This is a genomic window from Specibacter sp. AOP5-B1-6, from assembly GCF_052376555.1.
Taxonomy (GTDB): domain Bacteria; phylum Actinomycetota; class Actinomycetes; order Actinomycetales; family Micrococcaceae; genus Specibacter.
Map to the genome: position 1 here is coordinate 145,811 of NZ_JBQSVT010000003.1, position 12,800 is coordinate 158,610.

Below are 12,800 nucleotides of genomic sequence, written 5' to 3' on the forward strand. Positions count from 1 at the left end.
CATGACAATCGACAACGCAGCTCAGCCAGCCAACTCTCCCCTGCTGCTCTCGATCGGACATATCCAGGTCACCGAGCACCACGTCATGACCCCCGCCGGGACATGGCCGCTGGCCGAAGTCAACGTCACCACCTCGGATCAAACCAGGGTCAGCACGCACACGCCCGGTTGGGCCATTGCGATGGTTGTCATCTTCATTTGGTTCTTCCTTCTCAGCCTGCTTTTCCTGTTGGCCAAGGATTCCCGCATGGGCGGTTTCATCGCTGTTCACATTCAGGCCGGCAACTACTCCTACACGGAGCAGGTGCCTGTCAGCAATGAGCTGCAGCGCGCCGACGTCTTCAACAGGGTTCATTTTCTGCAAACCCAGATAGGCCGGGCCCGAAACAGCCGCTAGGACCCGTCGCCCAAAAGTCGCTAAACTCATCATGTGATGACACGTCCTACCTCCTCTGAAGCCATTCCTGCCCGTGAGCACGTTCTGGCCCGCCGGGGCGTGGCCGGGCACCGCCAATACCGCATCCCGGCGCTTGCCGTGTCCAGGCGCGGCACCATCCTTGCCGCCTACGACGGCAGGCCCAACCTGGATGACCTCCCCAACCCGATCGACCTGCTGCTCCGCCGCAGCACGGACAACGGTGCCACGTGGGGACCGCAGCAAACCGTGCGCACCGGCACCGGACTCGACGGCTACGGCGACCCCAGCCTGCTCATCGACGCCGATACGCAGCGCATTTTCATGTTCCACGCCGCCGGCACGCACGCCGGGTTCTTCGAGGCCGCCGAAGGCCTGGACGATCAGGACGCCATCCAGCACGCGGACCTCAGCTTTTCTGACGACGACGGACTCACGTGGCAGCACCGCCGCCTCACCCCGATGCTCAAGGCTGACGGCGTCACGGGTCTCTTTGCGGCGGCCGGTGCAGGCATCCAGATCCACACCGGCCCGTTCACGGGCCGCCTCGTCCAGCAATTTGTGCTCCTGCACCAGGGCGAAATCAAGGCCGCCAGCGCGTACAGCGACGACCACGGCGAGACCTGGTCCCTGGGCGAATTCATTGCGGGTGCCAATGAAAACAAGGTGGTGTGCCTGGCCGACGGCACCCTGCTGCTGCACTCCCGTGCCACCCCGCACCGACTTACAGCCATCTCCACCGACGGCGGCCAAAGCTACTCCCCCGCCAGCCCGCACCCGGCGCTGCCCGACCCCAGCGACAACGGCTCCGTGGCCCGTTTCGACGGTCTGCCCAATGTCACCGGGCTTGCGTCCCCGGAGACCGGCAACTGGCTCATCGCCACCCACAACCACGATCACCTCCTGCGCCGCAACACCCTCCTCAAGCTCTCGCAGGACAACGGCGCTACCTGGCCATTCGCCGTCGTGCTTTGCGGTGGAAGTTCACAGTATTCCACCGCCGCGCGCCTGCCCGACGGCCGGATCGGTGTCCTCTACGAGCGCCAGGGCTACCAGGAAATCGTGTTTGCCGCCGTGGATCCGCAGGAGTTGCTGGCCTCCCCGGCCGCTTCCCTGACGCACGACGCCGGCACCTCCTTTACGGGCGGCGTTGGCCTGAGCGTGGTGCTGCGTTCCATCACGCCCGGCCGGCCCGCTGACTGGCAAAGTGTTGGCGGGAGTTTTGTGCTGGCCCAAACCGACGGCGACTGGGATCCGTCCGCCTGGAAGGAAGTGGGGCAGGGCTATTCCGAGGACGCCCCGCAGGTGCTGTCCAACCGGCAGTCGCAGGATTTGAATTACGGCGCGGTGGTGCCGGGCTGCAAAGCCGGTGACGTGCTGGCCTTCGCCGGGCGGGTGGCGAACTCCGGCGAAACCACGGCGCCAGTTGTTGCAGTGTTTTGCGGCGGGGTTTCGGCAGGGGAAGCCATTCTGGCTCCGGAACCGCTGGGCGCAGGCGAAGTCCGTGCCTTCAACACCACCTACACGGTGACGGAGGCGGATGTCGCCGCCGGCACCGTGACGGTGGAGTTCAATATGGGCGTTGACGCGGGCATGGTCTCCTCCGGAGCGCGGCACGGCTTCAGCGTTGACATGGTTTCCGGCGACATCACGGAGCACTGATGCAGCGGGTGATTGCCGTCTCGCAGCCCGCCCGGTATTGGAGGTTCTAGTGGTCGTTGAAGTCCTCAAGCGCCTTGGCGATGGCGTGGTCGGCGCCTGCCGCCGCATGGGCTGCCTTGAGGGTTTCCGCTGTGACATTGAAGCCGCTGACCCGGGCCTGCAGCTGCGTCAGCGCGGCGATGAGCATGGCCTCTTGTTCGGCGAGGGCATCACGCTGGGACACCAGGTCCGCCAACTGCCCGCCCATGATCAAGTGCCTGCCCAACGCGGTTTGGGCGGCCGCCGCATCCCCGGCATCCTGTGACTTATCCGCCTGCCGTGACAAAGCGTCCATGGCGTGCTGGAGATCGGCCGCCTGCAGGTCCAGCCGCTGTCGGCTCACCGAGACATCGGCGACCCCGCGGCGCATCTTTTGCACAGCGGACTGCTGCTTCAGCTGCGCCTCAGCAACGGTGAGCTGGCTCCGGGAGGAGGCCTCGGCGTCGCGCTTCCCTCGCGAAGTTTTGGGACGAAAGAACGCAAAGATCTTCATCGGCCCCGCCTAGTCCGTGCCGAGGTCCGTGTACGTTTTAGACCAGTTCTTGAGCATGGTGGCCTCGATTTCAAGCGTGCGGGTGAGGTCCTTCAGCTCGACATCACCCCTGGGTGCGGCGGCGCTGGCCAAGGCGTTGCGGACACCCTTGGCGGTCTGGGTGATTTGTTCAATCTGCACGCCGAGGGTCTTCGCATAGAGGGCTTGGACGGCGGGGTCGGGCTCATGCTGGGCCACCACCAGCTGGTGCTCCATGACGGTTCCGGTCTGCTGCAGCGTGTTGAAAATGGACTCAAGATTGCCGGTGTACTGCCCGGTGGACTGGGCCACGCCGAGGGACCGCCGGGTGGCTTCGAGGGATTCGGACAGGGCCACGCGCTGCTTGAGAATTTCCGCGACCGGGCCTGTGGTGGACTCGGCCCGGACCTTCAGGGCACTGCGCTTGGCGGAGTCGATCTTGGGCTTGGAAATCTTCACCAGCCCCAGCACGCCCCGGGAAACCAGCACGCCAACGGTGATGGCGACGCCCAGAACAATGGCAATGATCACCAGCATGAGAATCAAAAAGACTGTGCCGAAGTCCATGGAATCGCGGGTTTCCTTGCCGTCTTGAAAGTGGAGTCGTTGGAGCTCAGCGTAGCACCGGGAGGTGAAAGGAATCTGGGTGCGGAAGCCGCTTTCAGTGCAGTTCAGGGTTATTTCAGGGGCATCCCGGAGTCCGTTGCAGGTCCGGCAGGGCAGAATGGGGTGATGAAGACTATCTTGAATGTCATTTGGCTGGTGTTTGGCGGCTTTTGGCTGGCGCTGAGCTACTTTTTGGCCGGAATTGTGTGCTGCATCCTGGTCGTCACCATACCGTGGGGCATCGCCTCATTCCGGATTGCCGGCTATGCGCTGTGGCCCTTTGGCAGGACGGTTGTGGACAAGCCCGGCGGCACGGGCATTGCCAGCACCCTTGGCAACGTCATCTGGATCCTGGTGGCGGGAATCTGGATTGTGATCAGCCATGTGGCCACTGCGGTCGCCATGGCTGTCACCATCATCGGCATCCCCCTGGCCATTGCCAACCTGAAGATGATCCCCATCTCCCTCATGCCTCTCGGCAAGGAGATCGTGCCCACCAACCGGCCTTTTGTGGGGAGCTACAAATAATTCTGCGGAGTTGCTGAGCGCCGGGCCGGCCACACCGTGGCGCCCCGGCTAGCAGTCCTTGTCAGTGACATCCGCGCTGAGGGAAAGTTCGGTTGAGCCCTTTGAAACAATCCTCACCCTCGCACCGTGGTCGTCCTTTGAGCTGATGCCGGTGTAGCCGCCGGCGATGGAATCCTCCTCGGCGATCTCGCTGAAGCCGTGTTCGGCGAGCACTGGATTGATGGTCTCCATCACGGCATCCCAGCCTCCTGCCAGGGAAGCCACGTCGTCGCCTGAGCCGCGGCTCGCCACATAAAACGTGCACTTGGTTCCGTGGTCAACAGCTTGCACCTCGGAATCACCGTCGCCCGTGAAGACCCACGGATCGTTCAGGTATTGCAGCTCCAACGTTTGGGCGAGCTCCTCTGCCAGCTTTTCGTAGCGGGGCTGTGCATCGGCCGAACTGAGCAGGGCCGGTGGCGCGCATGAAGCAGTGGCAACCGCGGCCAGGGCCAGCACTGCGGCGAGGATGAAACGGCTGCGGGACGAGTTCGACATGAGTCGACCGTACCCGCCCGGGCGGGCGGCCGGAATGGGGAACTCTGCCCATCCCCGGCCGCGGAGGCATGACGGAGTCCCGAAACGCGCACCGGGCAATGCCGCGTAAGCTTGTGCCATGCGCAATAAGACCGACTGGCTGGACATCATTGTCAACTTCGCCAGCTTCGCCGCCATGATCCTGGTGCTCACCTTTGCCCGGATCAACCTGCCCCTGAAGATCGTGCTGGCCTTTGCCGTGTCCCTGGCCATTACGGGAGGCTGGTCTTACTACAAACGCAAGCTCCGCCGTCGCCCCTCAGACCCCAAACGACTGCATGTTTACAGCGTGAAGAATGAGGACGAAAAATAATGCAGATCATCCGCAATTCCTCGCTCAAGGCTGCGCCCTGGACCAACGGCGGCGGGGTCACCCGGCAAATTGCCGCAGGCCCGGACTCCAAGAACTGGGACTGGCGCCTGAGTCTGGCCGAGGTGGCCAAGGCCGGGCCCTTCTCGCCCCTGCCCGGCATCGACAGGATCATCACCATCGTCGACGGCGACCTCATTGCCCTGACGGTCGACGGCGTCGAGCAGGCCCTTGAGAAGTACCGCCCGTTCCGCTTTTCCGGTGATTCCGACACGTCGGCGGCCCTGCCCACCGGTGCCCTCAAGGACCTGAACTTGATGACCCGGCGCGGCAAGTTCAAGGGCTACGCCACCATCATCGAGCTGTCCAAAAAGCGTCCGCACCCCGTTTTTGCCGACCAGTTCGCTGTCCTGTTGCAGGGCTCTGCCACCGTTTCCCCCGCACCCGTTCCAGCGGACGACGGCGGCGCCTCCTCCCCCGCGCCCCTCGCCGAGGCGTTGGGAAAGTTTGACACCGTGGTTGGCTCCGAGGATGCCCCCGAGATTTCCGGCCGTGGTTTCCTCGCCGTGCTGAGCATCGACCCGGCGGCCTGAGCCGCCGTGAAAATGCACCGGTACAGCGAAGTCGACGTCTTCGCCGAAACCGCCTACCGCGGCAATGCGCTGGCCGTGGTCCACGGCGCCGACGATTTGAGCGGCGCAGAAATGCAGCAGTTCGCCAACTGGACCAATCTTGCTGAAACAACGTTTCTGCTGGCCCCCACCAACCCCGAGGCTGACTACCGGGTCAGGATCTTCACCGCGAGCGAAGAACTGCCCTTTGCCGGCCATCCCACGCTGGGATCGGCCAAGGCCTGGCTGGAAGCCGGCGGGACGGTCGGGCCGGAAGGCGTGATCATGCAGGAATGCGGGGCCGGGCTTGTTTCGGTCCGCTTTGCCGACGGCCACTTGGCGTTTGAGGCACCGCCCCTGACCCGTTACGAGCCGGTCGCCGAAGCGGACCTGCAGCGCATCGCCCATGTTTTGGAAATTCACCGGGACCATCTCCTGGACGCTTCCTGGCTGGTCAACGGGCCCAGGTGGATCGGCGTCCGGCTGGAGTCGGCGGAACAAGTTTTAGCGCTGCGCCCGGATCCCGGAAATTTGGGTGACCTTGAAATTGGCGTGGTGGGCCCCTGCAGACCTGAGGCCGGAACCGACTTCGAGGTGCGTGCGTTCTTTGGCGGGGATGCAGTGTGGGAGGACCCCGTGACCGGCAGCCTCAACGCCGGCCTTGCCCGTTGGATGGCCGACACAGGCATCGCACCGCCGGAATATGTGGCCTCCCAGGGAACCGTCCTGGGCAGGGAGGGCCGCGTGCACATCAGCGTTGAAGGTGAAGCGATCTGGGTTGGCGGTCACGTCACTCTCTGCGTCGAGGGACACGTCCTGCTTTAGCCCGGTCCCGTTGCCCCGCTACCGTACGCATCTTGCACTGCCCGGGTCTCCGCGCATCGCGGCGGACGAAAAAACCCAGCCGACTCCCCGCCGTCGTGCTTGCCGGGGTTAAACGGAAATGACCCGCAGCAACGGCACATTGTGGCCGTTTGTTGCGGGTCAGCTCAGTTCAGGAAATGGGCCCACGCTCGCCAGGGGCCCCATAGGGGTACGCGTCAGCGGCACCCTGCGGGGAGCGAGTGGGTGGGCCCACAGCTCCGAGGGGCCCAACCTTCAGACGCGCCGGCGGCTGGAGGTTGGGAGGAGCTGGGGACTAGCGGCCCCGGCGTTGGTTGGAGGCCGGTGCCGACGCGCGGCGGGGTCCGCCGGAGCGGGTCGAGCCGCCGCCATTGGCGTTGTAGCTGCCGCCGGAGGTGCCGCCGGTGTTCGAGGACCAGGCAACGTTGGAGCTGCTGCGCGCGCCGGCACCCTCGCGGGCACCTTCGCGTGAACCACCGGCGTGGGGGGCGCGCTTGCCGCGGGCCACGTCGTTGTCGCGGGCCGGACGGCCCTCGCCTGAACGGGCCGGACGGCCCTCGCCTGAACGTGCCGGACGGCCGGAGCCGCCCTGGCGTGCACCCTGGCCGTCGCGACGCTCTGGACGGTTGCCCGCCGAGCCTTCACGCGAGCCTTCACGCGAGCCGCCTTCGGAGGCAACGCGGCCACGTCCGCCGCGGCCGCCACGGCCACCGGCTGTGGGGGCTGCGCCGGAACGGACGGAACGCTTGCGCTGGGCGTTGGCACCGTTGGAGGTGCCGCCGCCCTGGGCCGGCTGCTTGGCTGCGAGCAGCGCGGCGCGGGTGCGCGGGTCGATCTTGTCGGCCACATCGCCCACCAACGAGGCGATGACCGGTGAGCTGGTGGTGACGCGCTCAAAGTTCACGTCGACGCCTGCTGCGCGCATGAGCTTCTTGACGTCGCTCTGCTGCTCCGGGAGCGTCAAGGTGACAACCACGCCGTCTGACCCTGCACGGGCGGTACGGCCTGAACGGTGCAGGTATGCCTTGTGCTCTGTGGGCGGGTCAACGTGGATGACCAGTTCGATGTCATCAACGTGCACGCCGCGGGCGGCAACATCGGTGGCGACCAGGACGCGCACGCCACCGGTGGAGAACTCGGCCAGGTTCCGGTCGCGGGCGTTCTGCGAAAGGTTGCCGTGCAGGTCGACGGCGGGGATGCCGGCGTCGGTCAAGGTCTTGGCCAGTTTGCGGGCGTGGTGCTTGGTGCGCATGAACAGGATGCGGCGGCCTTCACCGGATGCCAGCTCAACAATGACCTGCTTCTTCACCGTCTGGTCACCAACGACAAGCACGTGGTGCTCCATGGTGGAAACGGCGGCCTTGGCCTCGTCCACCGAGTGGGTGAGCTGGTTGGAGAGGTAGCGCTGGACAATCTTGTCCACGCCATTGTCCAGCGTTGCGGAGAACAACATGCGCTGGCCCTGCGTGGGGGTGGTGTCCAGCAGGCGCTTGACGACAGGCAGGAAGCCGAGGTCGGCCATGTGGTCGGCCTCGTCAAGCACGGTGATCTCAACGTTTTCCAGCGACACAATGCGCTGCTTCATGAGGTCTTCGAGGCGGCCCGGGCAGGCAATGACAATGTCAACGCCGGCGCGCAGGGCCTTTTCCTGGCGGGCCTGTGACACGCCGCCGTAAATGACTGTGGTGTTCAAGCCCATGGACTTGGCGAGCGGCTCGATGGTGTTGTTCAGCTGGGTGGCCAGCTCACGGGTCGGTGCCAGCACCAGGCCCATGGGGCGGCCGGGCTTGCGGAAGTACGGGGCTTCGCGCTCGGCCAGACGGGCCACGAGGGGGATGGCGAAGGCAATGGTCTTGCCGGAGCCGGTGCGGCCGCGGCCCAACACGTCGCGTCCTGCGAGTGTGTCGGGAAGGGTCTTGACCTGAATGGGGAATGCTTCGTCAATGCCCTGGGCAGAGAGTGAAGCAACAATTTCCTTGGGCGCACCAAGGGCAGCAAAAGTCGTCATGTAAAGAGGGAATCTTTCGTAAGGCGGTTCAACGTCCCGCGAGCAGTTTTGACCGCGGGTTCGCCGATTCAATGCCAGAGCGTGTCAACCGCGAGTTGCTTTGAAGCAAAACCGTGCGGGACAAGTTGCATGCGTTCATCGACGCAGAATGCGCTAGATGCGCATTAAGTATTCCCATTCTAGCAGCGGTACGACGCCGGACACTCACCTTAGTGCCGCATCTCACCTTCCGCCGTGGTCGCCGCACCCGCCCAGACCACGTTTCAGCGCCCAAGCCGCGTGTCGGCACCCGCCCAAGCCACGTGCCAGCGCCTAAGCCGCGAACCAGCTGTTGGGCAACAGCTGGTTCGCGGCTTGGACGCTCTTGCGTGAGAGGTCCCGGCCGCCGGGCCGGCTCCGGGCCGATGGAGCGCCCCGGGACGGTTCCCGGGAGCCGCAAGAAGCCCGGTATCCTTAACCCCGATGAGTGAAACCCCAGCTTCAAGCCCCGAATCCCCCGCCGCGCCCGCCGACGCATCCGAACTTGCAGACGTTGCCGCACAAGACGCGCAGCGTGCACCCCGCACGGACGACGGCACCGCCCGCCCCGTCACGCCGGGCACCCAGGCCGCCGAGGGCACATACCGCAGGCAGACAGTGTCATTTGTGCGCCGCGGCACCCGCCTGCAGGGCAAGCGCCAAAAGGCCTGGGACGAACACTCCGCCTACCTGGCCGTGGACATTCCCCGCCACATCGCCGACACGTCCGTCCACCCGGAGTACGTCTTTGACGCCGTGGAGGAGTTCGGCCGCACAGCCCCGCTCGTCGTCGAAATCGGCTCCGGCCTGGGCGACGCCGTCATCCACGCCGCCCTGGAAAACCCGGACAAGGACTTCCTGGCCGTGGAGGTCTACACACCCGGCCTGGCCCAGACCATCCAAAAGCTCGTCGCCAACAAGATCAGCAACGTCCGTGTGGTCCAGGCGAACGCACCCGAGGTCCTCAGGTCGATGCTGTCGGCCGGTTCGGTGAGCGAAGTCTGGGTATTCTTCCCCGATCCCTGGCACAAGACCAAGCACAACAAGCGGCGCATGGTGAACGACAACTTCGCCCCGCTCGTTGCCCGCGTGCTCGCCCCCGGCGGCACCTGGCGTCTGGCCACCGACTGGTCCGCCTACGCCGAGCAAATGCTCGAAGTTGGCAGCGCGGCGGCGGACTTCACCAACGTGCACGACGGCGAGCGCACCGGTTCCGAAAGCCCGCTCAGCCAAGCGCGGCTCAGCGGCGTGGACTGCGAACAAAGCGACGAGCCGGACGAGATTGGTGGCTGGGCGCCCCGCTTTGACGGGCGCATTCTGACCAGTTTTGAGAACAAGGCGCACAAGGCAGGGCGCCTCATCTTCGATCTGGCCTTCCGCCGCAACTAATCCCCGCCCCACACAACTGCGAAGTCACCGCGGAGTCAGTTCCGGAAAGCTGCCACCAACATCAAACTCGCATGGTTTGGGCAAGAAATAGATCAACTATGTGTTGACTAATGCCCACGCTCTAGAATTCAGCCGAAGCGCCACCTAGGGTGAGGCCATGACAGCTGAAAGCTTTGTCGCCGGGCTTGATGGTCCGGCGTCGGACGCGATGTTAAAGTTGGGCCGCTTCTTCACCAAGTGGGATGAGAGCGCAGACTCCCGCGCCGTGTTCCGGGAGGGCGGCCGGGCCGGTGACATCTTTTACCGCGACAGGTGGAGCCACGACAAGGTGGTCCGCTCCACCCACGGGGTCAACTGCACGGGCTCGTGTTCGTGGAAGGTGTACGTCAAGGACGGCATCATCACGTGGGAGTCCCAGCAAACCGACTACCCCAGCGTGGGTCCGGACAGCCCCGAATACGAACCCCGCGGATGCCCCCGCGGCGCGGCCTTCTCCTGGTACACCTACTCCCCCACCCGGGTCAGGTTTCCCTACGCCCGCGGCGTGCTCGTGGAAATGTACCGCGAAGCGAAACAGCGCCTGAAGGACCCTGTCCTGGCGTTCGCCGAAGTGGCCGGCGACCCCGAGAAACGCAAGAGGTACCAAAACGCCCGCGGCAAGGGCGGCCTGGTCCGCACGTCCTGGGCCGAAGCACTGGAAATTGCCGCCGCCGCGCACGTGAACACCATCAAGAGCTACGGCCCCGACCGCTGTTCGGGCTTCTCCCCGATCCCGGCGATGTCCATGGTCAGCCACGCCATCGGAACCCGCTTTGTGCAGCTCATTGGCGGCGTCATGACCTCCTTCTATGACTGGTACGCCGACCTTCCCGTCGCCAGCCCGCAAGTTTTTGGCGACCAGACGGACGTCCCCGAATCCGGCGACTGGTGGGACGCCACCTACCTCATGATGTGGGGCTCCAACGTCCCCGTCACCCGCACCCCCGACGCCCACTGGATGACGGAGGTCCGGTACCGCGGCACGAAGGTCATCGCCGTCAGCCCGGACTACGCAGACAACACGAAGTTCGCCGACGAATGGCTCCCCGCCCAGGCCGGCACCGACGCCGCACTCGCCATGGGCATGGGCCACGTGACGCTGAAGGAATTCTTTGTCGACCGGAAGGTGCCGTTCTTCCAGGGCTACGTCCGCCAGTTCACCGATCTCCCCTTCCTGGTCCGCCTCGAGAAGAACGACGACGGCACGTACTGTCCCGGGAAATTCCTCACCGCCGCGTTCGTCCCCGGCCAGGAGACCCAGGAAGATGCCGCATTCAAGACCATGCTCCTTGATAAGGTCACCGGCCGGGCCATCGTCCCCAACGGCACCATGGGGCACAGGTATTCCAAGACGGGCGAGGGCAAATGGAACCTCGACCTCGAAGGGATCGACCCGGCGCTGAGCCTGGACGAAGTCACCGGCGAGTCGGTGGAAATCCTGCTGCCCTGTTTTGAAGACCCCGAGGGCGCAGGCACCATCATGCGCCGCGGCGTGCCCGCAAAAATCGTTGACGGCCACCTTGTCACCACCGTGTACGACCTGATGCTGGCCCAGTACGGCGTGGGCCGCGACGGGCTGCCGGGCGACTGGGCCAAGGACTACAACGACGTTTCCATCCCCTACACCCCGGCCTGGCAGGAAGAGATCACCTCGGTCCCGGCCGTGGCCTGCATCCGGGTGGCCCGCGAATTTGCCCGCAACGCGGAGCAGTCCAAGGGCCGTTCCATGATCATCATGGGCGCCGGCATCTGCCAGTGGTTCCACGGCGACACCACGTACCGGGCCATTCTGGCCCTTGTCATGCTGACCGGCTGCATGGGCCGCAACGGCGGCGGCTGGGCACACTATGTGGGGCAGGAAAAGTGCCGCCCCATCACCGGCTGGGTGTCGCTGGCCAACGGCCTTGACTGGTCGCGCCCGCCGCGCACCATGATCGGCACCGGCTACTGGTACATGCACACCGACCAGTGGCGGCAGGACGGCTATTCGGCGGATGCGCTGAAGTCGCCGCTGTCCACGGGCAACCTTGACGGGATGCACACCGCCGATGCCCTGGCCCAGTCTGTCCGTCTCGGCTGGATGCCGTTCTACCCGCAGTTCGATTCCAACCCCCTCGATCTGGCCGACAAGGCCATCGCCGCGGTGGCCGCCGGCGAGGCGCCCGATGAGAAGACGTGGGTGGCACGCTCGCTCATGAACAGGAGCATCAATCCGGCCATCGAGGACATCGACGCCCCGGAAAACTGGCCACGCACCTTGATTTTGTGGCGTTCCAACTTGTTTGGTTCCTCCGCGAAGGGCAATGAGTACTTCCTGCGGAACCTCCTCGGCACCCACAACAACGTGATGGGCCGGGACAGCCACGAATCGCTGAAGCCACGGGATTTGAAATGGCATGAGGAAGGCCCGGAAGGGAAACTGGACTTCCTGATGTCCGCCGACTTCCGCATGACAAGCACCACCCTGCTCTCCGACGTCGTATTTCCGGCGGCCACCTGGTACGAGAAGCACGATCTCTCCTCCACCGACATGCACCCCTTTGTGCACGCCTTCACCCCCGCCATCGACCCGCCGTGGGAGACCAAGACCGACTTTGAGCTGTTCCACCTGCTCGCGCAGGAACTCTCCCGCCAGTCGGTGAAACACCTGGGCACGCGCAAGGACCTTGTCAGCGTCCCGCTCATTCACGACACCGTGGGCCAAATCGCCCAGCCCGGCGGTGTGGTCCGCGACTGGCGCAAGGAGGGAATCGACGGCGTCCCCGGCCAAAACATGCCGAACTTCACCGTTGTGGAGCGGGACTACACGGCCATCGCCAACAAGCTCACCGCCGTCGGACCTCTGGCGGAGAAACTCGGCTTCACCGTCAAGGACATCACCTACAAACTGGACAAGGCACTGGAGCATCTGGGCAAGGTCAACGGCGTCATGATGGGCGGCGCCGCCCACGGCCGGCCCGCCATCGACACGGACGCAAAGCTGGCGGAGGCCATCCTGACGTTCTCGGGCACCACCAACGGCCAGCTGGCCGTGCACGGCTTCAAGGAAATGGAACGCAAGACCGGCATGAGGCTGGTGGACCTGGCCGAGGGCAGCGAAGAAAAGCACATCTCCTTCGCCATGACCCAGGCCGGGCCGGTTCCCGTCATCAGCTCGCCGGAATGGTCGGGCTCGGAGACGGGCGGGCGGCGCTACGCCCCGTTCACACAGAACATCGAGCGGCTCAAGCCCTTCCACACGCTGA

General features: G+C 65.0%; 12 protein-coding genes. 8 read left to right on the plus strand and 4 right to left on the minus strand.

Annotation, left to right across the window (positions count from 1 at the left end; genetic code table 11):
* Position 1 precedes the first annotated feature (1 nt).
* A complete protein-coding gene (locus ACT3TS_RS02695) occupies positions 2–397 on the plus strand; it encodes a hypothetical protein (RefSeq protein WP_444529943.1) in 396 nt (131 codons plus the stop codon).
* A 36-nt stretch (positions 398–433) separates the two neighbouring features.
* On the plus strand, positions 434–2,077 hold the full coding sequence (locus ACT3TS_RS02700) for a sialidase family protein (RefSeq protein ID WP_444529944.1): 1,644 nt from the start codon (positions 434–436) through the stop codon (positions 2,075–2,077).
* Between the two features lie 46 nt (positions 2,078–2,123).
* Here the strand turns inward: ACT3TS_RS02700 and ACT3TS_RS02705 are convergent, their stop codons facing one another.
* Both ACT3TS_RS02705 and ACT3TS_RS02710 read right to left on the minus strand, forming a co-directional pair.
* The gene (locus tag ACT3TS_RS02705) at positions 2,124–2,609 is read right to left on the minus strand and encodes a hypothetical protein (RefSeq protein ID WP_444529945.1); all 486 of its coding nucleotides are present in this window, start codon (positions 2,607–2,609) and stop codon (positions 2,124–2,126) included.
* Positions 2,610–2,618: 9 nt separating this feature from the next.
* Positions 2,619–3,194, minus strand: a complete 576-nt coding sequence (locus ACT3TS_RS02710) for a hypothetical protein (protein ID WP_444529946.1) — start codon at positions 3,192–3,194, stop codon at positions 2,619–2,621.
* A gap of 165 nt (positions 3,195–3,359) precedes the next feature.
* Between ACT3TS_RS02710 and ACT3TS_RS02715 the strand changes: the two genes are divergently transcribed.
* Entirely contained in the window at positions 3,360–3,761 is a 402-nt protein-coding gene (locus ACT3TS_RS02715) for a YccF domain-containing protein (RefSeq protein WP_444529947.1), read from the plus strand.
* Positions 3,762–3,809: 48 nt separating this feature from the next.
* On the opposite strand, the gene ACT3TS_RS02720 is transcribed toward ACT3TS_RS02715, so the two are convergent.
* Positions 3,810–4,298: a hypothetical protein gene (locus ACT3TS_RS02720; RefSeq protein ID WP_444529948.1), complete on the minus strand. Its 489-nt coding sequence runs from the start codon at positions 4,296–4,298 to the stop codon at positions 3,810–3,812.
* Positions 4,299–4,416: 118 nt separating this feature from the next.
* On the opposite strand from ACT3TS_RS02720, the gene ACT3TS_RS02725 reads away from it, so the two are divergent.
* The 3 genes from ACT3TS_RS02725 to ACT3TS_RS02735 are packed head-to-tail and all read left to right on the plus strand — an operon-like array spanning position 4,417 to position 6,083.
* The gene (locus ACT3TS_RS02725; RefSeq protein ID WP_444529949.1) at positions 4,417–4,650 is read left to right on the plus strand and encodes a hypothetical protein; all 234 of its coding nucleotides are present in this window, start codon (positions 4,417–4,419) and stop codon (positions 4,648–4,650) included.
* A complete protein-coding gene (locus ACT3TS_RS02730; protein WP_444529950.1) occupies positions 4,650–5,240 on the plus strand; it encodes a HutD/Ves family protein in 591 nt (196 codons plus the stop codon). Before ACT3TS_RS02725 ends, ACT3TS_RS02730 begins: the two co-directional genes overlap by 1 nt.
* 12 nt (positions 5,241–5,252) lie before the next feature.
* Complete coding sequence (locus ACT3TS_RS02735) at positions 5,253–6,083, plus strand: PhzF family phenazine biosynthesis protein (RefSeq protein WP_444529957.1); 831 nt, start codon at positions 5,253–5,255, stop codon at positions 6,081–6,083.
* A 313-nt stretch (positions 6,084–6,396) separates the two neighbouring features.
* Here ACT3TS_RS02735 and ACT3TS_RS02740 read toward each other — a convergent pair whose 3' ends face one another.
* A complete protein-coding gene (locus ACT3TS_RS02740) occupies positions 6,397–8,109 on the minus strand; it encodes a DEAD/DEAH box helicase (RefSeq protein ID WP_444529951.1) in 1,713 nt (570 codons plus the stop codon).
* Between the two features lie 462 nt (positions 8,110–8,571).
* Between ACT3TS_RS02740 and trmB the strand changes: the two genes are divergently transcribed.
* Complete coding sequence (trmB, locus tag ACT3TS_RS02745; protein WP_444529952.1) at positions 8,572–9,516, plus strand: tRNA (guanosine(46)-N7)-methyltransferase TrmB; 945 nt, start codon at positions 8,572–8,574, stop codon at positions 9,514–9,516.
* Between the two features lie 157 nt (positions 9,517–9,673).
* On the plus strand, positions 9,674–12,800 hold a 3,127-nt coding region (locus ACT3TS_RS02750; protein WP_444529953.1), incomplete at its 3' end, for a nitrate reductase subunit alpha.

Coding starts and splice junctions, on each gene's coding strand:
- ACT3TS_RS02695 (WP_444529943.1), top strand. CDS start 2: ATGACAATCGACAACGCAGCTCAGCCAGCCAACTCTCCCCTGCTGCTC.
- ACT3TS_RS02700 (WP_444529944.1), top strand. CDS start 434: ATGACACGTCCTACCTCCTCTGAAGCCATTCCTGCCCGTGAGCACGTT.
- ACT3TS_RS02705 (WP_444529945.1), bottom strand. CDS start 2,609: ATGAAGATCTTTGCGTTCTTTCGTCCCAAAACTTCGCGAGGGAAGCGC.
- ACT3TS_RS02710 (WP_444529946.1), bottom strand. CDS start 3,194: ATGGACTTCGGCACAGTCTTTTTGATTCTCATGCTGGTGATCATTGCC.
- ACT3TS_RS02715 (WP_444529947.1), top strand. CDS start 3,360: ATGAAGACTATCTTGAATGTCATTTGGCTGGTGTTTGGCGGCTTTTGG.
- ACT3TS_RS02720 (WP_444529948.1), bottom strand. CDS start 4,298: ATGTCGAACTCGTCCCGCAGCCGTTTCATCCTCGCCGCAGTGCTGGCC.
- ACT3TS_RS02725 (WP_444529949.1), top strand. CDS start 4,417: ATGCGCAATAAGACCGACTGGCTGGACATCATTGTCAACTTCGCCAGC.
- ACT3TS_RS02730 (WP_444529950.1), top strand. CDS start 4,650: ATGCAGATCATCCGCAATTCCTCGCTCAAGGCTGCGCCCTGGACCAAC.
- ACT3TS_RS02735 (WP_444529957.1), top strand. CDS start 5,253: ATGCACCGGTACAGCGAAGTCGACGTCTTCGCCGAAACCGCCTACCGC.
- ACT3TS_RS02740 (WP_444529951.1), bottom strand. CDS start 8,109: ATGACGACTTTTGCTGCCCTTGGTGCGCCCAAGGAAATTGTTGCTTCA.
- trmB (WP_444529952.1), top strand. CDS start 8,572: ATGAGTGAAACCCCAGCTTCAAGCCCCGAATCCCCCGCCGCGCCCGCC.